The organism is Duganella caerulea, assembly GCF_040362985.1.
Taxonomy (GTDB): Bacteria; Pseudomonadota; Gammaproteobacteria; order Burkholderiales; family Burkholderiaceae_D; genus Rugamonas; species Rugamonas vulcania.
On sequence record NZ_BPWJ01000002.1, the window covers coordinates 876230 to 896817 of the forward strand.

Sequence of the window (20588 nt, forward strand, 5' to 3'; positions counted from 1 at the left end):
GGTGCGGCTTTGGCGCCCGCCCTAAGATGATCGCAGCCGCGCTGAACACAGCGGGCGCCGTACCCACCTCATCGAAATGGACGCTATCATGACCAACCCCAAACTTGAAGTATTGACCCCGACTAACTGCCAGTTGATCTTCATCGACCATCAACCGCAAATGGCCTTCGGCGTGCAATCGATGGATCGCCAGGCGCTGAAGAACAACACCGTGGGACTGGCCAAGGCCGCCAAGGTGTTCAACATCCCGACCACCATCACCACCGTCGAGACCGAGGCGTTCTCCGGCCACACCTACCCTGAGCTGCTGGACGTCTTCCCGGGCAAGCCGTTGCTGGAACGCTCGTCGATGAACTCGTGGGACGACCAGAAAGTGCGCGACGCGCTCAAGGCCAACGGCAAGAAGAAGGTCATCGTCTCGGGCCTGTGGACCGAGGTGTGCAACAACAGCTTCGCGCTGTGCGCCATGGCCGAAGGCGACTACGAGATCTACATGGTGGCCGACGCCTCCGGCGGCACCTCGAAGGAAGCGCACGACTACGCGATGCAGCGCATGATCCAGGCCGGCGTGGTGCCGGTGACCTGGCAGCAGGTGCTGCTGGAATGGCAGCGCGACTGGGCGCACCGCGAAACCTACGACGCTGTCATGGCCATCGTGCGCGAACACTCGGGCGCCTACGGCATGGGCGTGGACTACGCCTACACCATGGTGCACAAGGCGCCTGAACGCACCGCCGGCAGCCACGAGATGCTGGCCGCCGTGCCTGCCAAGTAAGACCGCCATCAGCGGCGGGCGTGGCTTTCTGTCCACGCCCGCCGCAACGATGCTGCGCCGCCGTAGCCCCTGCACGGCGGCGGTTTCAAGCTGACACGGCGTCCTGCCGTGCTGCGCCGCAGCGCAGATACTTCTTTACAAATACCTACGTTAGTCTAAAGTCTACAAAAATGATAACGCTACCTTTGCGTAGCCATCGACCTTGTTGAATCCTCTGTCTGGCTGAATGATTGCGCGTAACATCTGCGCGATTTCGGTTCAGCAGAAATGTTAGCGCTACCTTTGTTTGGAGAGATGAATGAAGCAAACCCGCTGGGTGGTCATGGGGGCTAGTGGCTGTGGCAAGAGCACGGTTGGACAGGCGCTGGCCACCGCCATGGCCGTGCCTTTCATCGAGGGCGACCAGTTTCATCCGCCGGCCAATGTGGCCAAGATGTCGGCCGGCGTCGCGCTGGACGACGCCGACCGCGCGGGCTGGCTGCTGGCCTTGCGGGAGCGGATCGGGCAGGCGGACGGCGGCCTGGTGCTGGCCTGCTCGGCGCTCAAGCGCAAGTACCGCGACCAGCTGCGGCTGGCCGACCCGGCGCTGCACTTCGCGCACCTGAGCGGCGACCGTGCGCTGATCGCCAGCCGCATGCGGGAGCGGGCCGGCCATTACATGCCGCTGTCGCTGCTGGACAGCCAGCTGCGCGACCTGGAGCCGCTGCAAGTGGACGAGGCCGGCATGGTGCTGGACATCCTCCTGCCGCCGCGCGTGCTGGTGGCGCGGATACTCGCCGGATTCTGATGTTGTCCGGCGTGACGGGCCGGACCATGCAACAGGCACTACCTTCGCGCAGCCGTCAGGAATCCGCGCGCCGGCCATTATTCCCATAAAAAAATAGCAGGAGACTACAATGCCGATCCGAAGCCGTAACAACATGATGAGCCTGGCCGTCGCCAGCGCCTGCTGCTGGCTCGCCATGCCAGCCCACGCCCAGCAAGCCGCCGCCGGTGAGCAGAGCCCGACCGGGGAGGCGCCGGCCGTCGCCCCCGCCGCCGATGCCGTCGTGACCGTGTCGGGCTCGCGCATCGCCGCGCGCGGCTTCACGCAGCCCACGCCGACCACCACGCTCAACGCGGACGACCTGGCCAAGAGCGCCCAGCCCAACCTGTTCAACACGATTGCCGAGCTGCCGGCCCTGCAGGGCAGCACCGGCCGCACCACCAGCACCAACAGCACCAGCAGCGGCATCCAGGGGCTCAGTTCGCTGAGCCTGCGCGGCCTCGGCCCGATCCGCACGCTGACCCTGCTCGACGGCCAGCGCGTGGTCGGCGCCAACGTCACCGGCGTGACCGACGTCAGCCAGTTCCCGCAGCTGCTGGTCAAGCGCGTCGACGTGGTGACCGGCGGCGCCTCGGCATCCTACGGCTCGGACGCGATCGGCGGCGTGGTCAACTTCATCACCGACAAGAAATTCACCGGCTTCAAGGTCAACGTCGAGGGCGGCCAGACCACCTACCGCGACGACCGCAACGCCACGCTGCAGGCGGCCTGGGGCAGGGCGTTCATGGACGACCGCCTGCATGTGGCGGTGAGCGGCGAATACGGCCGCGAGCAGGGCATCGATTCGCCGGGCTTCGGCGAGGTCGGCGCCAATGGCCGCAGCTGGTACAAGAACACCGCCTACCAGATCCGTCCGCTGTCCCAGACCAACGACGGCAAGCCGCAGTACACCGTCATCGACCACGCGCAGCAGTACCAGTACGCCAAGTATGGCCTGATCACCAACGGCCCATTGCAGGGCACGGCGTTCGGGCCGGGCGGCGCGCCCTACCAGTTCAACTACGGCTCCAACGGCAAGCCGACCGGCACCGGCGCCGTGACCGGTTGCGTCAATCCCTTCTGCGTCGGAGGCGACCTGAGCGGCAGCGTCGGCGCCGGCACCAACCTGGCGATGGACCTGGAGCGCCAGGTGGCCTACACCCGCGTCGGCTTCGACCTCACGCCCGACCACGAGATCTACCTGACCGCCAATGCCGGCAAGGTCAGGTCGGTGTTCTCGCCCAACCCCGGCGCGGCCAAGAACGCCAACCTGACGATCCAGTGCGACAATCCCTTCCTGCCGGCGTCCATCGCCGCCGCCTGCGCGGCCAACAACATCACCAGCTTCCAGTACGGCACCGCCAACGCCGGCTTCCCGGCCAACATCAACGTCCACCCGACCCGCCAGATGGAGCGCGTGGTGCTGGGCGCCGACGGCAAGTTCCCGCTGGCCGGCAAGGAATGGTCGTACGACGCCTACGCCGAATACGGCCGCAACCGCACCGACATCCTGGTCCACGACATCACGCTCAACGCCCGCTACAACGCCGCCATCGACGCCGTGCGCGGCCCGAACGGCACCATCGTCTGCCGCAATCCGGTGGCGGCGGCGTCCGGCTGCCGGCCGTTGAACATCATTGGCGACGTGCCGGCCGATCCGGCCGCGATGGCCTACGTCGAGCCGGCCATGGGGCCGCAGCAGCACACCCGCCAGACCCAGCAGGTCGCCAGCTTCAACCTCAACGGCGAGGCCTTTTCCTCGTGGGCCGGGCCGGTCGCGGTGGCGGCCGGCGCCGAGTACCGCCGTGAACACTACAGCGTGACGGGCGACCCGTACGGCAACGGCGTCTCGGCCGGCAGCCCGAACACGGCCGACTACCCGGCCGATCCGCTGCTCAACACCGCGGTCGGCAACAACTGGTACGCGGGCAATTACCACAGCGCGTCCGGGACCTACGACGTGAAGGAAGCCTACGTCGAGCTCAACATCCCGGTGCTGAAGTCCGCCACGTGGGGCGAGGCCAACCTGAACCTGGCCGACCGCCGCACCCGCTACAGCACCTCCGGCAACGTGGAAAGCTGGAAGATCGGCGGCAGCTGGAAGACCGGCATCGACGGCCTGCGCCTGCGCGCCGTCACCTCCAAGGACGTGCGCGCGCCCAACCTGAGCGAACTGTATGCGGCGGCCGTCGTGGTCAACAACGTGGTCAGCTACCAGGGCAACACCATCACCGTGCAGCAGCGCACCGTCGGCAACACCCGGCTGCGGCCCGAGCTGGCGCGCAACACCGTGCTGGGCGTGGTGCTCGACCGCCCGCACTGGGCGCCCGGCTTCAGCGTGTCGGCGGACTATTTCGACATCAAGGTCGATGGCGTGATCTCGACCTTGACGGCGCAGCAGGAAGTCGACCTGTGCGTGGCCGGCAACCAGGAAATCTGCTCGGCGATGGTGCTCAACAGTCCTACGCCCACCAGCAACTACGTGACGGTGCAGGCGTTCAACCTGGCCTCGCTGCGCAACAAGGGTTACGACCTCGAGGCGTCCTACCGCATGAACCTGAAGGACTTCGGCCTGCCTGGCCGCCTGACGTTGCGCGCGCTGGCCACCCCCACCATCAGCTTCCTGACCGATCCCGGCGTGGTGGGCACCATCCCGTCCGAGGGCGCGGGCAGCAACCTGGGCGGCACGCCGAAATGGAAGGGCATGGCGTCGCAGTCGTGGGACACCAGCCAGTACAGCCTGACCTTGAGCGAGCGCTGGATCAGCAAGGGCGTCTACAGCAACGAGTTCATCGAGTGCCAGACCAATTGCCCGGTCTCGACCGTGATCCATCCGACCATCTACAACAACCAGATGAAGGGCGCTTTCTACGTCGACCTCGGCGGGACCTACAAGCTCGGCGACAAGACCACGGCCTACTTCAAGATCGACAACCTCGGCAACGTCGATCCGGTGGCGGCGCCGCAGGCCAACCTGAGCTTCGCGATCAACCCGACGCTGTACGACGTGGTGGGCCGCGTGTACCGCGCCGGCCTGCGCTACAGCTTCTAGGCGCGGCGCGGGGCAGGTCAATCGGCGGCGGGCGCGCCGTCGTAGTTGAGCGGCAGCCACTGGTAGGCGCCGTTCGACGCGCGGATCCGGCCCAGGCCGGGGAAGGCGATATGCGCGGCGCCTATCGTCAGCTGGCCGCCGGCCGCCATGTCCAGCAGCCGGCGGCGCGTGGCCTGCGCGTTGGCCTCGCTGGTATCGTATTTGACGGTGGCGTCCGGGTGCGGCAGCTGGATCGCCGACACGTGGACGATATCGCCCCAGATCAGCAGCTTCCTCCCTTTGCTCTGCACCAGGTACATCGCGTGCCCCGGCGTGTGGCCGGGCGCGGGCAGGGCCTCGATGCCGGACTCGATCTGGCCGAAGGCGCCGAACGGCTGCAGGCGCTTTCCATATGGCGCCACGGCCGCCGCCGCGCTGTCGAAAAAGCTCGACAGGAAAGCCGGCGCCGAGTCCTTGTTGGCCGGCGTCAGCCAGTAGTCGGCCTCGGCCTGCGACAACCGCACCACGGCGTTGGGAAAGGCCGGCGCGCCGCGCGCCACGATGCCGCCCGCGTGATCCTTGTGCAGATGCGTCAGCAGCACCTCATCAACCTGCTCGGGCCGGTAGCCGGCGGCGCGCAGATGGTCCAGCAGCTTGCCGCAGCAATCGCCGTACAGGCTGCCCGCGCCGGCGTCCACCAGGACCAGCTTGCTGCCAGTGTTGACCAGGAAGGCGTTGATCGAACCCTGCACCGGCGCCCGCAGCCCGGCCTGGTCCAGGTCGCGGGCGATCTGTTCCGGGCCGATATGGGTCATCACCGTATCGATGGGGAAAGGATGAGTGCCGTCCGACAAGGCGGTGATTTCAAAGTCGCCCAGCATCATGCGGTAGTAGCCGGGCGCCTGCGTGCGCACCTGCGGCGCGGCGGCCTGTGCGGTGCCGCCCAGCAGCATGCAGGCCAGCAGCGCGCGGGCGATGGGAGTAAGGTTCATGTGTGGTTTCCGGGTCACGATAGTGTTGCGATATTAGCCCTCTCATTTCCGGCGCGCACCTACCATAGGTCCAGTCTGCTATACAATCGGAACGTTCACCATCCATTACCCGTTTTGGAGGTTGCCATGTCCACCACGCATACATTCCGTCCCGACTACGTTGGCGCGGAAGTCGTCGAAGCCGGCATAGAAGTTGCCGATCGTAAAGGCCCGGACAGCGCGGCGGCCTACTTGAGCCAGCGCGGTGTGGCCGAGACCGTGATCCAGCGCGTGGTCTCCGAACCCAATCACCGCCGCAACCCGGGCCGCCTGCGCAGCCGCGACGAACGCCTGCTGGAAGAGGCCTCGCGCTTCAAATTCAAGGTGTGATGCGCCGCGGTGGTGGCCGTGGGCAACGGCCTCCGTAGGACTGGGACCACACCACCCTATGTTCCCAACCTACATAGAGCCGGTGCGTGCTCCGATAATCGGCCACCCAGGGCGGGCCTATAGTGTTGTTCATCAGGTCGCATCGATCAACAACTCTAAGAGGTTTGCCATGTACCACTTCACTCGCCCTACCGCAACGCAGGATACCGAGCAAGCCGAGGCATCCACTCCGGCCATCAGCTTGACCGGCGCCCAGCAGAATGAATTGCTGCGCGCCCTGTCGCGCGAAGAACTGATCAGCCTGTTTGAACATCTGGAACTGGTGCCGCTGCCCGCGGGCAAACACCTGTTCGACTTCGGCGAGAAAATGGACTACGCCTGGTTCCCCACCAACGCCATCGTTTCGCTGCAATACGTGACCGAGGACGGCGGCGCCGCCGAGATCGCGGTGGTGGGCCGCGAGGGCGTGGTGGGCGTGTCGATGTACGAAAGCGAACGCGCCAACTGCTCGGCCGTGGTGCAGACCGCCGGCTACGGCTACCGCGTCAGGGCATCCGTGCTGCGCTCGGCCTTCTTCGACGGCGGCGCGCTGGCGCGCCAGCTGATGCGCCACACCAGCGCGCTGTTCGCCCAATTGGCGCAGACGGTGGCCGGTGTGCGCCACGGCAGCATCGAGCAGCGCCTGTGCCGCTGGCTGCTGGAACGCCTGGACCGCTCGCTGTCGAACGAGCTCAAGGTCACGCAGGAAATGATCGCCAACCTGCTCGGCGTGCGGCGCGAAAGCATCACCTGCTGCGCCGGCAAGCTGCAGGAAGAGGGCATGATCGAATACCGCCGCGGCACCGTCATCGTGCTCGACCGCAGCGCCATGGAGCACCGCGCCGGCGGCTGCTACGTCCCCGCCTGATGTTCCGCCATCACCTAATGCAAATACCTCGGCGTATGCTGGAGCTGTTCCAGCTTGCGCTGCACCAGCCGGTACCAGGCAGTCGCCCATCTGGTCGCCCGTTCCGATTCCTCCACTGTTGACGCCGCGATGCAGCGCTGCACCGCGCGCATTTGGCGATGCAGGGCGTAGGCGGCGGGTGGCGGTTTCGAGCCTGTGGGTGACTTGTCCATGAGGGCATTCTCCCGCCGTCCTGCCGCCTCCGCTGTGCGTTGTCTCACCTAACGTTATACTGCGCGCTGTTTAAAACGACACGAGGGCAGGATGGGCAAGCAAGTGAAGGCATATCGCGCGTTGGCGCTGTGGTCGATGGGCGCGCTGGCGGCAGCGCAGGCGGCCGAGACGGAAGTGGGCACCGAAAAAATCGAGCGGGTCGAAGTGACCGCCACGCGCGCGGCCGGCGCGGTCGATGTGCAGCAGGTGCCGGCCGCGATCACCGTGCTCAAGCCGGAAGGCCTGTCTCGCTACGGACAGGGCAACCTGGCCGATATCGCCAACCTGGTGCCGGCCATGTCGGTGCAGCAGCAAGCGCCTGGCGTCAACAACATCACCATGCGCGGACTGGTCGTGCGCGGTATCGTCCCGTCCGAGGTGCAGGACGCCTCGCTGGTGGCGGTCTACATCGACGACATGCCGGTCACGCTGAAGTCCTCCAACCCCGACCTCAAGGTGCTGGACCTGGAGCGCGTGGAAGTGCTGCAGGGCCCGCAGGGCACGCTGTTCGGCGCCGGCGCCATGGCCGGCGCGGTGCGCCAGATCACGCAGAAGCCCGAGCTGGGCGAGCTGTTCGGCACTGTCGAGGCGGTCGGCTCGGACACCTCCGGCTTCGGCGGCGTCAACCGCAACCTGCGCGGCATGGTCAACCTGCCGCTCAAGGCCGACGTGCTGGGCCTACGCCTGACCGGCTACACCGGCAACGATTCCGGCTACATCCGCAACCAGCTCAACGGCAAGACCACCAACGACGTCTCCACCAACCAGGCGCGCGCCGCGCTGCGCCTGCGCGCCTCGCCCGACCTGATGATCGACGCCAGCATCACCGCCTCCAACATCAAGGGCGGCGTCAACGACGCCTACGCCGGCCTGGCGCCGTTCACCACCATCGCCTTGCTGCCGCAGACCAGCAACGACAACCTGCAGCTCTACAACCTGGGCGTCAGCTACGACATGGGCGGCGCGCAGCTGGTGTCGTCCACCTCCTACCTGCACCGCGACACGCTGTACGTGACCTCGGCGCAGTACCCGGCCACCGCCTTCATCTTCGGCGGCAAGAACCCGCTGATGCAGGCCGCCTACACCATCGGCAACGCGGTGCAGGACTTCGCGCAGGAATTCCGCCTCAACTCCAAGGGCAGCGGGCCGCTGAAGTGGACCGCCGGTGCCTTCCTCGAAAGCGGTAAGCGCGACACGCGCCAGGACGAGCCGACCACCGGCTTCGACGAGCGTTTCGCCGTTGCCCACAACTTCCCCGGCTATAACTCGCAGGCCAACGACCTGGCCTTCCAGCCAAACGATTTCTTCTCCGGCACGCAGAACACCAAATCGCGCCAGGTGGCGTTGTTCGCCGAGGGCACCTACACCGTCTGGGATCAGCTGGACCTGACCGCCGGCCTGCGCCTGTTCAAAGGCACGCAAGACTTCGACCTGCGCTTCACCGGCTTGTTCGGCAACCTGATCGGCGCCACGCCGTCGGCGCCGGTGGGCCAGCCGGAAGTGAGCAACAGCAGCGCCACCTCGCGCGGCGCCAACCCGCGCTTCGCCGCCACCTGGCGCGTCGACCGCGAGCACATGCTGTACGCCTCGGCCGGCAAGGGCTTCCGCTACGGCGGCAACAACCAGCCGGTGCCGTTCAATTTCTGCGGCGTGAACGCGCCGGCCACGTTCGCGCCGGACAGCCTGTGGAACTACGAGGTCGGCTCGAAGAACACGCTGCTGGACCAGCGCATGACCCTCAACGCCAGCGCCTACGTGATCGAGTGGAAGGACGTCCAGGTGTTCAACAAGCTGCCGTGCACCTACTACTTCACGCAGAACGCGGGCAAGCTGCGCAGCGAAGGCCTGGAGCTGGAGACCGCCCTCAAGCTGACGCGCCATGCCACGCTCGGCCTGAGCGCCGCCTACAACCACGCCTACGCCACCCGCACCGTGGTCACCGGCATCGCCGCGCAGAACATCCCGGAAGGCAGCCGCGCGCCGTACGCGCCGCACCTGTCGGCCACCGCCACCGCCAGCTACACCATCCCGGTGCGCGGCAACGACGAGGTGGGCATCGCCGCCAGCTACGCCTACCACAGCGACGCCTACACCAACTTCGCGGCGGCGCAGGGCAGCTATGCGCAGATCCCGTCGTCCAACACGCTCAACGCCACCATCACCTACAAGACGGGGCCCTACGAGTTCGGCCTGTTCGGCACCAACCTGACCAACGGCGCCAAGGTCAGCGACGTCACGCCAAACACCATCGCCATCCAGCCGGGCGACACCTTGTTCATGGTGCGTCCGCGCACGGTGGGCCTGCGCGCCAAGGCGCGCTTCTGAGCGAGGGGCTAGCGTCTTGCATGCGTTGTGTTTTCGTAGAAATTATGGTGGAAGTTGCCGCATTGTTATTTTGAGGTAACACTGTTCCGTTATACTGGTCCGTGGCCGCAAAGACGGCTGGCTTCTTCGTCACTACTATGGGAACAGTCACCATGACTATTACAAAGCGCTTGATCTTGACTCTGTCATTGGCGTTACTTGCGCTGATCTTCGTCGGTATTACCGGCCTTACTCAACTGTCCACAGCGCAGCAGCGCCTCGACATGGTGCAGAACCGGTTGATCCCCAGCATTGCCGGCCTGAATATGGCAAAAGGTTATCTTGCCGATAGCCGCCTGGCCGGCTACCGCCTGTCGGTGTTCTCCAACCTGGCCGACAAGAGCGCGCTGGACAAGGCCTACAGCGACGCCCACGCCAAGTTCGACGAGGTCATCGAGACCTACGCCAAGGAACGCATCTTCGACGACACCGACCGCAAGATGCTGGAGGCCGACAAGGCCAACATGGCGGCCTATCGCCAGGCGCTGATTCCCTTCCTGGCCGGCGCCCACGCCGGCGACATGGACGCGGTGCGCGCCACGCTGCTGGCCGGCACGCCGCTGGCGCTGTCCGCCGCCGCCGTCAAGAAGGGCTTCGACGACCACATCGCCTACAACAATAAGCTGATCGCCGACGTGCGCGAAGCCAGCGACGCCGCCTACAAGTTCGCCTTCCGCCTGATGGTGGGCGCGGTGGTGCTTGGCCTGCTGGTGACCGGCGCGCTGGCCTGGCAGCTGTACATCATCATCAAGGGCAGCCTGGCGTCGATCCGCGGCACGCTGGAGGACGTGAGCCAGTCGCTGGACCTGACGCACCAGATCAAGATCGAACGCATGGACGAGATCGGCCACACCGCCGTGGCGTTCAACAAGCTGCTGGAGCAGATCGCCGGCGTGATCGACACCGTGCGCGCATCGACCATCGCGGTCGGCAGCGCTTCGCAGGACATCGCCAGCGGCACCGGCGACCTGTCGCAGCGCACCTCGTCGCAGGCGGCCGCGCTGGAGCAGACCGCGGCCAGCATGGAGCAGCTGACCTCCACCGTCGGCCAGAACGCCGACAACGCCCGCCAGGCCAACCAGCTGGCGCGTTCGGCGTCGGACGTGGCGGCGCAGGGCGGCAGCGTGGTGGAACAGGTGGTGGTGACCATGGGCTCGATCAATGAGTCGTCGCGCAAGATCGTCGACATCATCTCGGTCATCGACGGCATCGCCTTCCAGACCAACATCCTGGCGCTGAACGCGGCGGTGGAAGCGGCGCGCGCCGGTGAGCAGGGCCGGGGCTTCGCGGTGGTGGCGACCGAGGTGCGCAACCTGGCGCAACGCTCGGCGGCTGCGGCCAAGGAGATCAAGGCGCTGATCGACGACTCGGTGGAGAAGGTCGGCTCGGGCACCAAGCTGGTGGAGCAGGCCGGCACGACGATGCACGAAGTGGTCGCCAGCATCAAGCAGGTGACCGACATCGTCGGCGAGATCAGCGCCGCCACGCAGGAGCAGAACGATGGCATCGCGCAGGTGCACCAGGCGGTGACGCAGATGGACCAGACCACGCAGCAGAACTCCGCCTTGGTGGAGCAGACCGCCGCCGCCGCGCAGACCCTGCGCGAGCAGGCCGACAAGCTGGAACGGGTGGTCAGCGCGTTCAAGATCAACGCCTCGTATGCCGCGCAAGCCGCACCGGCGGCCCGTCCGGTGCTGGTGCGCGCCGCCGCGCCGGTGGTCGCGTCGCTGCCGAAGGCCGCCGCTCGTCCGAAACCGGCCGCCAAGCCGGCTGCACCCGCGCCGAAAAAACTCAAGGCCAGCACAGCGAGCAACGACGAGTGGGAAGAGTTCTAATCAATACATTGGCGACTTGGATCGCGCCGTGTTCGGTGAACGCGAATAGCAGCGCTTTTGAGAATTTCAGCCTGGAGAGGTGGTCACAATCTGTGACCACCTGAGCGACGATGGCTAGAAGTTCTTGACCAGCGTCGCGCGCAGCGAGCGTGATTCGATGGGGTGGAAGTGGATGTCGTTGACCGGCGCTGCTTCGCCCTTCAGTTGCGAAGGGTAGTAGTAGTCGATGGCGGAATCGCGGCGGTTGGTCAGGTTGAAGGCTTCCAGTTCCAGCGTCAGGCCCTTGCGGAGCTTCCATCCGAGGCGACCGTTCAGCGTCAGGCTTGGTTTGGAGCGCACGCTGTTGTCCTCGATGAGCGGGCGCGGGCCGAAGTAGCGCAGCTTCAGCGAGCCGGAATAGGGGCCGCCGTCGTCCACGGTCAGCGCCAGCTGGCCGGTGCCTTCGATGGCGCCGGGGATGTAATCGCCTTCCGGCGCGGCGTCGCGCGAACGGGCGCGCGAGTAGGCCAGGTCCAAATCGACCGACAGCCATTTCAGCGGCTTGTAGTAGTTCGAAATCTCCACGCCATGGCGACGGCTCGGGCGTCCCGCCTCGGTGGTGCCGGCGTCCCCGGCGAAGGTCAGCTCCGAATCGAAATCCAGACGGTACACCGACAACGATGTCTGCAAGCCTGGCAGCCAGTTGCCGCGCGCGCCCAGCTCCATGCCGCGTGAGCGCACCAGGGGCGCCACCTTGTCGGCAGCCGCGCCGGTCCTGGGATCGATGCGGATGGTGGCGCCGCGCGCGTCGTTGCTGTGGAAGCCGTTGCCGATGTTGGCGTACAGTTCCGCCGTTTGCCACGGGCCGTAGATCAGGCTCAGGCTCGGGCTCACCAGATGGTCGCTGGCCTTGCCGGAATTGGCCGCCAGGCTGCTGCGCACGTCGAAGCGGTAGCTGTCGATACGCGCGCCGGCCACGGTGCGGAAGGCGCCGTTCCAGCGCGTGTTGTTCTCGACGTAGAGCCCCATGCTCGATTCGACAATGTGGTCCCGCCGCGTCACCGACAGCGGCTCGCGCGCCTGCGTGGCCAGCAGGCCGTTAAAGATATTATCGTTTTGCAGCTGGATGCCGATGGTGGTGGCGCTGTTGCCGTTCTCCGTGTGCTGGTGCCAGCTGTGGCTTGCGTTGACGCCGCTGGTCACGCGCTTGTCCGGCTGCGCGAACTGGTCGCCGTGCACCGGATCGTCCATGAAGTAGGTGAAGTTGGAAAACAGGTCCAGCCGGTTGGCGATGATGTAGGCGCTGACCCTGGACGCGCTGTCGTCATTGGTGCGGCGCCACGCGCCGGAAAGGCTGTAGCGGTGCGACTTGCCGCCGTCGGTCGGATCGACGGCGTCGTTGCGGGCTATCTGGCCGTCCCGCACGGCGCGCAGCGGAATCTGGTCGGTCGCATTCCAGTCGGCGCGGTAGGCCATCAGGCTGACATTGAAGCCGTTGTTGGCATAGCCTTGGCTGTAGCGCAGCACCGCGTTCAGTTTCTGGTAGTCGTCGGGATGCGTGTAGGGGCCGTCGTTGTGCAGCGCCTCCACCGCGTACAGCAGGCTGCCGCTGCTGACCTCCAGCGAGTCGGCCAGCAGCGCGCGGCCGTAGCCGTGCTGGCCGGCCGACGCCGAGGCCACGCCTTGCAGCAGGCGGTTGGCGTACACCACCGACGCCGTGCCGGCCGAGCCGAAGTCGCCTTCTGCGGCGGAGTAGGGACCCTTCTTGTAATCGAGCCGCACCGCCAGCTCGGGGATCAGGAAATTGAGGTCGGTCCAACCCTGGCCGTGCGCGTGGCTGCGCTGGTTGACGGGCATGTCGTCGACGGTGGTGCGCAGGTCGGTGCCGTGATCCAGGTTGAAGCCGCGCAGATAGAACTGATTGGCCTTGCCTTCGCCGCTATGCTGGCTGACGATCAGGCCGGGCGCCGCTTCGAGGATCTCGCCGGGGCGGTAGACGGTGCGCGCCGCCAGCTCCTGCTGCGACACGCTGCCCGCGCTGGCGGCATCGGCCACGCCCAACTGGTTGACGCGCGAGCCATCGACCAGCACCCGTTGCAGGATCTGGTCGTCGGCCTGCGCCGAGCCCAATGCGAACAGCAGCAGGTACTTAGTGGATGGCTTGATCGACGCTGCCTTGATCGAAAATGAGAGTCTGGACGGGGCCATCGGCTTGCAGGTTCACGGTGTTCTTTTGGGATGGCAGGAAGTCTACCAGCAGGGCGTTGTGGATGCGCGTCGCCGGCGCCAGCTTCCTGCCTTCCACCTCTTGGAAGATGACGATGCTGTCGGCATCCGCCTTCATGCCTACCCAGTGCAGCGGCAGGCGCTTGCCGTCCGGGCCCTCAAGGTAGAATTGGCGCTCCACGTAGCGGCGCAGCGGGGCTTCGCTGTCCGCCTGGCCCAGGTCGAAATTGCGGCCGTAGAGATTCGTCAGCAGCGTGGCGACATCGTGCGCCGTGTAGGTATGCACGATCTCGGTGTTGCCGGTGCGGGCGTTGTAGCTGATGTCCGCTATGCCCATGTGAAAATTATGGGCGCCGGCCGCCGCGGCGGCGCATGCCAGCACCGCCGCCGCGGCCAGTCGCAGGGCACGCACCATCATTCGGCCGACGAGTCCTTGGACGACTTGTCGCCCTTGCCCTTGAGCGGCGTGTTGTAGTCGCGCATCAGGTTGTTGCGGTCACGGTCGGTCTTGAACAGCTCAAGGCGCGACTGTGTCACCTTGCGCGGCCAGGCGTTGTTGCTGGTGTCGATGTCGGCGGTCTCCCAGAACGGATCCTGGGTCAGGCCCACCATCGGCTCGTCGGTGACGATCAACTTGGTGATCTTCTTCGGCGAATAGCGCCATACTTCGGCCGGAATGCGCTCGATGTACTTCTTGCCGCTCTTGAGTTCAATCTCCAGGATCAGCGGCATCACCATGCCGCCCAGGTTGGAGAAGTCCACCAGGTACAGGTGCTTGCCCTGGTCCAGCAGCTTTTTCTCCCACGGCTCCAGCTTCTCGATCGCCTCGGCGTAGCTGTTGCGGTCCTTGTTGGTGACGGTGAATTCGTCATGCTCGTTGTAGAAGTCCTTCAGCTCCGGATGCGCGTCCAGGCGCTTCGGCAGCGGCTTGTTGAGCTGCTCGGAGATCGAAATCGGCTGCGCCTCCTTCTGCGCCTTCTTCCATGCCTTTTCCTTTTCCGGATCCTTGGTGCTCACGCCGTACTCGCTGATGCCGTCGATGCTGATGTCCACCGCGTCGGTGGTGTAGAACCAGCCGCGCCAGAACCAGTCAAGGTCGGTGCCGGAAGCGTCTTCCATGGTGCGGAAGAAGTCGGCCGGGGTGGGGCGCTTGAACTTCCAGCGGCGCGCGTATTCCCGGAACGCGTAGTCGAACAGCTCGCGGCCCAGGATGGTCTCGCGCAGGATGTTTAAGCCGGTGGCCGGCTTGGCGTAGGCGTTGTTCCCGAACTGGAGCAGCGACTCCGAGTTGGTCATGATCGGCACCTGGTTCTGGCTGCGCATGTAGTCGACGATGTTGCGCGGCTCGCCGCGGCGCGACGGGTAGTTGTCTTCCCACGCCTGCTCGGCCAGGTACTGCACGAAGGTGTTCAGGCCCTCGTCCATCCAGGTCCACTGGCGCTCGTCCGAGTTGATGATCATCGGGTAGTAGTTGTGGCCCACCTCGTGGATGATCACGCCGATCAGGCCATACTTGGTCTGCTGCGACCAGGTGAGGGCGCCGGTCTTCTTGTCCTTGCTGGGGCGCGGGCCGTTGAAGGAGATCATCGGATACTCCATGCCGCCCACCGGGCCGTTGACCGAGATCGCGGTCGGATACGGATAATCGAAGCTGTACTTGTTGTACTGGTCGATGGTGTGGATGATGGCCTGGGTGCTGTACTTGCCCCACAGCGGATTGCCTTCCTTCGGATAGTAGGACATCGCCATCACGTTGGTGGAATCCTTTTTGAAGCCCTGCGCATCCCAGATGAACTTGCGGCTGGAGGCCCAGGCGAAGTCGCGTACATTGGCGGCCTTGAAGTGCCAGGTCTTCGACGCGGTGCTGACCGACTTCTCGGCCTTCTCGGCTTCCTCCTGCGTGACGATGACCACCGGCGCGGACGCGGTCCTGGCCTTGGCCAGGCGGTCGCGCTGCGCCGCGCTCAGCACCTCGTTGGGGTTCTGCAGTTCTCCGGTGGAGGCCACCACATGGTCCGCCGGCACGGTCAGCTGCACGTCGTAGTCGCCGAATTCCAGCGTGAACTCGCCGGAGCCCAGGAACTGCTTGTGCTGCCAGCCCATCACGTCGTAGTAGGCCGCCATGCGTGGATACCACTGGGCGATTTCGAACAGGTCGTTCTTGTCGTCCTCGAAGTGCTCGTAGCCGGAACGCCCGCCCAGCACCTGCTGCTCGTTGATGTTGTAGGACCAGTCGATGTTGAAGGCGAAGCTCTGGCCCGGCTTCAACGGCGCCGGCAGGTCGATGCGCATCATGGTGCGGTTGATGGTGTACTTCAGCGGCTGGCCACCGGCGCTCACGGTCTTGATGTTGTAGCCGCCGTCGAACTCGCGGCCGGCCAGGATGCCGCGCATGCCTTCGAACTTGTAGCCGTCTTCCGGCGTGTGCGCCTTGGCCCATGCTTCGCGCGAGGGCTGCGTCAGCATCATGCGGGCGTCGGAATTCTTCTTGTAGATGTTCTGGTCGAGCTGCACCCACAGGTAGCTGAGCGTATCGGGCGAGTTGTTGTGGTAGTTGATTTGCTCGCTGCCGGTGATGGCGCGCCTGGCTTCATCGAGCGACGCGCGGATCGTGTAGTCCGCGCGCTGCTGCCAGTAGGCGGCGCCGGGCGCGCCGGATGCGGTGCGGTAGGAGTTGGCGGTGGGGAGTATCTCGTCCAGCTGGCGGAACTTGTCGTCGAATGGCTCCGCCGCGAACGCGGACGCCGTAAAGCAAAGAACCACGAAGCCGAAAGTTTTGCGCATAGTTTGCATTCCCGATGTTTGGCCAAATAAAGGGAGCTAGTGTATAGCAACTTTTCAAAGAATTACCGGGTGATACAAAAAAATACAAACTAAGTGGCGGTTTCCATTTTTGCTTATTTGCTTATTTGATTTTGCCGCTGCTGCTCCAGGAAATCGTGGTGGGCGTCGTCGGTGGCGGTCATCGCTGCCGATGGCACGTCCAGCCGCATCAGGCGCGAACCCTTGCCGCTGCTGGCGCGCGGCCATTCCGGCAGGCCCGCGCCGTTGGGATTGCCGGCCTTGATGAAGTTGGCGAAGTAGTCCTGCATCCGCGCCGACAGCGCGAAATCGTCGGCGGTCCATGAATACACTTTATTCGATGGCAGGTTACCCAGCGCGTATTCGATTTCGACCGAATGCCCGGCGCCGGTCTGGCCCGGACGCGGACGCGAATAGTAGTAACGGTAGACCGGCTGGCCGCTGGTGCGCGCGTGCGTGTCGATCCATTTCCAGGTGCCGTGGGCGATGAACAGGTCGCCGGCCAGGTCGTTCGCGGCCTGCAGCACGTCGCCGCTGTAGGCTTGCTGCGCGGCCGGGGCGCGGTCGCGGTACATGGTTTGCAGCGCCTTGCCGAAGTTCTCCGGCGTCGGCTCGGCTTCGCCCAGCACCTGCTTGTAGTAGCCCTCCTGCGAATTCCATCCCGCCAGCAGCGGCACCTTGGCCTGCTCGCCCGCCGCGTACATGTCGACCGGGCTGCGTGGCAGCACGTAGCCGTCCTGAATGGCGGAGAACCATGGGGCGTCCGGCCGCTTCATCGTGTCCAGCAGCTGCTGGGCGGGCATGGCGCGCAGCGCGGACAGCGTCGGCGCGCCGATTTGTGCGGCGAAGGCGGCGCCTTTCTTTTCCGCGGCCGCCAGCGGCTGCGGGGGCTCCAGGCCAAGCAGCGCGCCGCTCTCGCCGATGGCGCCGGCGATCAATCCCTTGGCCAATGGCGACAGCATCTGCGCGCTGACCGACCATGAGCCGGCCGATTCGCCGGCGATGGTCACGCGCGCGGGGTCGCCGCCGAAAGCCGCGATATTCTTCGCCACCCATTGCAGCGCCGCCGCCTGGTCCATCAGGCCGTAGTTGCCGGACGCCTTGTGCGGCGATTCGGCCGTCAGTTCGGGGTGGGCGAGGAAGCCGAAGATGTTCAGGCGGTAGTTGACGGTCAGTGTGACGATGCCCTTGGCGGCCATGCTGGCGCCGTCGTAGCGCGGCTCGGAGCCGTCGCCCGCCGCGAAGCCGCCGCCGTAGAAGTAGACCAGCACCGGCAGCTTGTCCTTGGGCGATTTGGCCGGCGTCCACACGTTCAGGTACAGGCAGTCCTCGCTGACGCCGTCGGAGCGGAATACCATGTCGCCGAACAGCGGCAGCTGCATGGCGCGCGGCCCGAAGTGGTCGGCCTTGCGCACGCCGCGCCACTTCTGCGCCGGCTGCGGCGCCTTCCACCGGAGATTGCCGACCGGCGGCGCCGCGAACGGTATCCCTTTGTACGATGCGACGCCGGAAGCTTCCAGCGTGCCTTCGACCACACCGGTGGCGGTGGTGGCGCGCGGCGCGGCCGCGAAGGAGGGGGCGGCTATTGCGCCGAAGGCAGCCAGCAGCAAACCGTATTTATGCATGTCGTCATCGCGGAAGTTGAATGTCGACGCCTACTATAGCTGGAAGCACTTCCACTGGCGATACTTTATTTGCGGACGCCGGAGCGGCGCCCGCAAAGCGAGGCTGGAGGTCAGCCGCGGCGCGCGCGGCGGCGTGCCAGCGCGATCAGGCCCAGGCCACCGAGCATCATGGCGTAGGTTTCCGGCTCCGGCACGGCGGAGACGGTGCCGTTGACGGTGAACGGAAGTTCGGACGTCAGACCGTTGTTGTCGTCGAACAGGGTCACGAACGGAAGGCCGGCGCCGGCTTGGGCCGCGTTGCCTTCACGCGCGTCGGAGGTCGGCGGCTGCCATGGGCCGGAAGCGGCGGTGCCGGTCACGCCCCAGGTCAGCCAGTAATGGCCGGAGCCCAGCGTGACGTCGGCGATATCCGCGTTGATCTGGTAGATGCCGCGCTGCTTGTTGTCCAGAGTGGTGTCGGTGACGCGATAGCCGGCCAGGCCGCCGTTGGTGACCGCGCTGGTGCCCGAGGCCACCACCTTGCCGGTGTTGACGTCGTCGCCGGAAACGATGCTCCAGGTGGCCGAGGTAAATGTGAATTTTCCGGCGTTGGTCTGGTAACCGTAGAAGCTCAGGCTGGAGACGTTCCAGCTTTTGCCGGCCGTGACATCGAAGTCGTCCGCGACGAAATTGCCGGCGTCGCTTTGGTTACCGTAGCCCAGGGTCGAGGCGTCCGGCGCCAGGATGGACTTGCCGTCGCCATCGACCACCGGGCCATTGTTGAACAACACGCCGGCGTTGGCGACGCCGGCAACCAAAGCGAGTACTGCGAATGCGATTTTTTTCATCATTTCCCCATCTTTGTTGTGAGAAATGACAAGCTACCACCGTTTAACAATATTGCCAATATATTATTTTTAAATATCAATATGATATTTACTTAGCGCAGCGTCTCGGTCAGCACGCGGCCCTCGGCGCCGGCCGGCGGACGCACGTGCAGCAGGTTGGCCAGCGTCGGCGCGATGTCGACCACTTCCGCGTACTGGCCGTAGGCGCCCGGCTTGATCCAGCGTTTGCCCATGATCAGCAGCGGCACGTTGGTATCGTAGGCGTAGGGCGAACCGTGCGAGGTGCCGCTGGTGCCGGTGCCGAAGTACCAGTAAGGCTTGGTGACCACCATCAGGTCGCCCGACTCCTCGCGATTCCAGGCGCGGCGCATCAGCGTGGCCATGCGGGTGGTGTTGGCCGCGCCGTTTTCAAGCTGGGTGCGGGTGTAGGCTTCGACGATGCCGTTCTGCGCCAGCAGGTAGCGGGCGGCGGCGTTTTCCACGTCCTCGCGTTTCAGGCCGCTCTTGTCGATCTGCGCGTAGTCCAGGTGGATGTTGGGCAGCGACCAGGCGCTCAGCAGCTTGGCGCCGCCAAACTTGTCCGACAGGTGCTTGTCCAGCGCGGCCATCAGCTTGTCGCCATCGATGCGCTGGGCATCGATGTGCTGGGTGCGCGAGAACTCGGGCGTGTTGGGGAAGCCATGGTCGGCGGTCAGCACCACCAGCACATTGTCCATGCCGACCCGCTTGTCCAGGTAGTTGAAGAAGTCGGCCAGCATGCGGTCCACGCGCTGCAGGTGGTCGTGCGACATTTTGCTTTCCGGGCCGAAGGCGTGGTTGACGTAGTCGTGCGCCGACAGGCTCACGCCCAGCAGGTCCGGCACGCCGGCCGGATTGCGGCCGAGGTTCTCGCCTTCCACCGCGGCGCGCGCGAAGTCCAGCGTCAGCTGGTCGAGGAAGGGGCCGGTCTTCAGGCGGTTGTAGTAGTCGGCGTCGATGCCGCCGCTTTCGCTGTAGTAGGCGTAGGGCAGGCGGTTGTGGGTGCCGGCCTTGACCTGGTTCAGGTCCTCGCTGGCGTCGTTGGCGTAGGCCGCTTCGGGCAGCAGCGGCGTCCACGACTTGCCGTAGTAGCGGTCCTGCGGCTTGGTGGCCTGGTACTGCTTGACCCAGGCCGGATGCGCCTTCATGTAGAAGGTGCTGCTGGCGAAGTTGCCGCTCTTGTCCATGTACATGTAGGCGGTGCCGGTTTTGCCGGCCAACAGGATCGCGCCGCGGTCCTTGCCGGACACGGTGACCACCTTGCTGCGGCCACCGGTGGCGTAGCGCAGCTGGTCGCCCAGCGTGTCGACCTTCAGGCGGGTCGGCGCGGTGCCGTCGCTAGGCTTGGTCTCTTCGTCGATGTAGGTGTAGTTGGTGTCTTCGGTGCAGTAGACGGATTTTTTGGTGATCGGGTCGATCCAGTTATTGCCGATCACGCCGTGCACATAAGGATAGGCGCCGGTCAGCACGGCGCTGTGGCCGATCGCGGTGACGGTGATGCCGTGCGCCTGGTGGGCGTTGTTGAACGACGCGCCCTGGTCCAGCATGCGGCGCAGGCCGCCCTGGCCGAACTGGTCGCGGTAGCGCAGCACCTGTTCGTTCGGCAGGCCGTCCACCACCAGCACCACCACCAGCTTGGGCTGGGTCGCCTCGGCCGGGTTGGCGGCCGGGGTGGCTGCATACACGGCTTGCAGCGCAAGGCAGGAGGTGGCGATTACGAGTGCGGGCAGGGACAGTTTCTTGGTCATGTTGGTTCGTCGTCTGGTTGTGAGGGATCGTGG

15 protein-coding genes are annotated in these 20588 nt (G+C 65.5%); 7 read left to right on the top strand and 8 right to left on the bottom strand.

Features of this window, described 5'->3' with window-relative positions; translation table 11 throughout:
- Positions 1 to 88 precede the first annotated feature (88 nt).
- The 3 genes from ACUJB0_RS08865 to ACUJB0_RS08875 all read left to right on the top strand — a co-directional run bounded on the left by ACUJB0_RS08865 (position 89) and on the right by ACUJB0_RS08875 (position 4632).
- The gene (locus ACUJB0_RS08865) at positions 89 to 775 is read left to right on the top strand and encodes a hydrolase (protein ID WP_161090356.1); all 687 of its coding nucleotides are present in this window, start codon (positions 89 to 91) and stop codon (positions 773 to 775) included.
- 298 nt (positions 776 to 1073) lie between these two features.
- The gene (locus tag ACUJB0_RS08870) at positions 1074 to 1562 is read left to right on the top strand and encodes a gluconokinase (protein WP_444844890.1); all 489 of its coding nucleotides are present in this window, start codon (positions 1074 to 1076) and stop codon (positions 1560 to 1562) included.
- A 109-nt stretch (positions 1563 to 1671) separates the two neighbouring features.
- Positions 1672 to 4632, top strand: coding sequence for a TonB-dependent receptor plug domain-containing protein (locus ACUJB0_RS08875; protein ID WP_444844891.1), 2961 nt, complete (start codon positions 1672 to 1674; stop codon positions 4630 to 4632).
- Between the two features lie 17 nt (positions 4633 to 4649).
- Here the strand turns inward: ACUJB0_RS08875 and ACUJB0_RS08880 are convergent, their stop codons facing one another.
- Positions 4650 to 5603: an MBL fold metallo-hydrolase gene (locus ACUJB0_RS08880; RefSeq protein WP_444844892.1), complete on the bottom strand. Its 954-nt coding sequence runs from the start codon at positions 5601 to 5603 to the stop codon at positions 4650 to 4652.
- Positions 5604 to 5729: 126 nt separating this feature from the next.
- Between ACUJB0_RS08880 and ACUJB0_RS08885 the strand changes: the two genes are divergently transcribed.
- Together ACUJB0_RS08885 and ACUJB0_RS08890 are read left to right on the top strand one after the other, a co-directional pair.
- Positions 5730 to 5972 carry a hypothetical protein gene (locus ACUJB0_RS08885; protein WP_161085615.1) on the top strand — a complete coding sequence of 81 codons (243 nt, stop codon included), beginning with the start codon at positions 5730 to 5732 and terminating at the stop codon, positions 5970 to 5972.
- A gap of 169 nt (positions 5973 to 6141) precedes the next feature.
- Positions 6142 to 6879, top strand: a complete 738-nt coding sequence (locus ACUJB0_RS08890) for a Crp/Fnr family transcriptional regulator (protein ID WP_161085614.1) — start codon at positions 6142 to 6144, stop codon at positions 6877 to 6879.
- A gap of 14 nt (positions 6880 to 6893) precedes the next feature.
- On the opposite strand, the gene ACUJB0_RS08895 is transcribed toward ACUJB0_RS08890, so the two are convergent.
- Positions 6894 to 7091, bottom strand: coding sequence for a hypothetical protein (locus tag ACUJB0_RS08895; protein ID WP_444844893.1), 198 nt, complete (start codon positions 7089 to 7091; stop codon positions 6894 to 6896).
- Positions 7092 to 7182: 91 nt separating this feature from the next.
- On the opposite strand from ACUJB0_RS08895, the gene ACUJB0_RS08900 reads away from it, so the two are divergent.
- Both ACUJB0_RS08900 and ACUJB0_RS08905 read left to right on the top strand, forming a co-directional pair.
- Positions 7183 to 9456 carry a TonB-dependent receptor gene (locus tag ACUJB0_RS08900; protein ID WP_444844894.1) on the top strand — a complete coding sequence of 758 codons (2274 nt, stop codon included), beginning with the start codon at positions 7183 to 7185 and terminating at the stop codon, positions 9454 to 9456.
- Positions 9457 to 9608: 152 nt separating this feature from the next.
- Positions 9609 to 11330, top strand: coding sequence for a methyl-accepting chemotaxis protein (locus ACUJB0_RS08905; RefSeq protein ID WP_444844895.1), 1722 nt, complete (start codon positions 9609 to 9611; stop codon positions 11328 to 11330).
- Between the two features lie 114 nt (positions 11331 to 11444).
- Here ACUJB0_RS08905 and ACUJB0_RS08910 read toward each other — a convergent pair whose 3' ends face one another.
- The 6 genes from ACUJB0_RS08910 to ACUJB0_RS08935 form a co-directional block, all read right to left on the bottom strand.
- Positions 11445 to 13517, bottom strand: a complete 2073-nt coding sequence (locus ACUJB0_RS08910) for a TonB-dependent receptor (protein ID WP_444844896.1) — start codon at positions 13515 to 13517, stop codon at positions 11445 to 11447.
- The gene (locus tag ACUJB0_RS08915; protein ID WP_444844897.1) at positions 13459 to 13953 is read right to left on the bottom strand and encodes a DUF6702 family protein; all 495 of its coding nucleotides are present in this window, start codon (positions 13951 to 13953) and stop codon (positions 13459 to 13461) included. The genes ACUJB0_RS08910 and ACUJB0_RS08915 overlap by 59 nt, the downstream gene beginning before the upstream one ends.
- Positions 13950 to 16319, bottom strand: coding sequence for a M1 family metallopeptidase (locus ACUJB0_RS08920; protein WP_444844898.1), 2370 nt, complete (start codon positions 16317 to 16319; stop codon positions 13950 to 13952). Before ACUJB0_RS08920 ends, ACUJB0_RS08915 begins: the two co-directional genes overlap by 4 nt.
- A gap of 113 nt (positions 16320 to 16432) precedes the next feature.
- Positions 16433 to 17962: a carboxylesterase/lipase family protein gene (locus ACUJB0_RS08925; RefSeq protein ID WP_444844899.1), complete on the bottom strand. Its 1530-nt coding sequence runs from the start codon at positions 17960 to 17962 to the stop codon at positions 16433 to 16435.
- Between the two features lie 110 nt (positions 17963 to 18072).
- Positions 18073 to 18789, bottom strand: coding sequence for a PEP-CTERM sorting domain-containing protein (locus ACUJB0_RS08930; protein ID WP_444844900.1), 717 nt, complete (start codon positions 18787 to 18789; stop codon positions 18073 to 18075).
- Between the two features lie 92 nt (positions 18790 to 18881).
- Positions 18882 to 20555, bottom strand: coding sequence for an alkaline phosphatase family protein (locus tag ACUJB0_RS08935; protein ID WP_444844901.1), 1674 nt, complete (start codon positions 20553 to 20555; stop codon positions 18882 to 18884).
- Positions 20556 to 20588 lie beyond the last annotated feature (33 nt).

Coding starts and splice junctions, on each gene's coding strand:
- ACUJB0_RS08865 (WP_161090356.1), top strand. CDS start 89: ATGACCAACCCCAAACTTGAAGTATTGACCCCGACTAACTGCCAGTTG.
- ACUJB0_RS08870 (WP_444844890.1), top strand. CDS start 1,074: ATGAAGCAAACCCGCTGGGTGGTCATGGGGGCTAGTGGCTGTGGCAAG.
- ACUJB0_RS08875 (WP_444844891.1), top strand. CDS start 1,672: ATGCCGATCCGAAGCCGTAACAACATGATGAGCCTGGCCGTCGCCAGC.
- ACUJB0_RS08880 (WP_444844892.1), bottom strand. CDS start 5,603: ATGAACCTTACTCCCATCGCCCGCGCGCTGCTGGCCTGCATGCTGCTG.
- ACUJB0_RS08885 (WP_161085615.1), top strand. CDS start 5,730: ATGTCCACCACGCATACATTCCGTCCCGACTACGTTGGCGCGGAAGTC.
- ACUJB0_RS08890 (WP_161085614.1), top strand. CDS start 6,142: ATGTACCACTTCACTCGCCCTACCGCAACGCAGGATACCGAGCAAGCC.
- ACUJB0_RS08895 (WP_444844893.1), bottom strand. CDS start 7,091: ATGGACAAGTCACCCACAGGCTCGAAACCGCCACCCGCCGCCTACGCC.
- ACUJB0_RS08900 (WP_444844894.1), top strand. CDS start 7,183: ATGGGCAAGCAAGTGAAGGCATATCGCGCGTTGGCGCTGTGGTCGATG.
- ACUJB0_RS08905 (WP_444844895.1), top strand. CDS start 9,609: ATGACTATTACAAAGCGCTTGATCTTGACTCTGTCATTGGCGTTACTT.
- ACUJB0_RS08910 (WP_444844896.1), bottom strand. CDS start 13,517: ATGGCCCCGTCCAGACTCTCATTTTCGATCAAGGCAGCGTCGATCAAG.
- ACUJB0_RS08915 (WP_444844897.1), bottom strand. CDS start 13,953: ATGATGGTGCGTGCCCTGCGACTGGCCGCGGCGGCGGTGCTGGCATGC.
- ACUJB0_RS08920 (WP_444844898.1), bottom strand. CDS start 16,319: ATGCGCAAAACTTTCGGCTTCGTGGTTCTTTGCTTTACGGCGTCCGCG.
- ACUJB0_RS08925 (WP_444844899.1), bottom strand. CDS start 17,962: ATGCATAAATACGGTTTGCTGCTGGCTGCCTTCGGCGCAATAGCCGCC.
- ACUJB0_RS08930 (WP_444844900.1), bottom strand. CDS start 18,789: ATGAAAAAAATCGCATTCGCAGTACTCGCTTTGGTTGCCGGCGTCGCC.
- ACUJB0_RS08935 (WP_444844901.1), bottom strand. CDS start 20,555: ATGACCAAGAAACTGTCCCTGCCCGCACTCGTAATCGCCACCTCCTGC.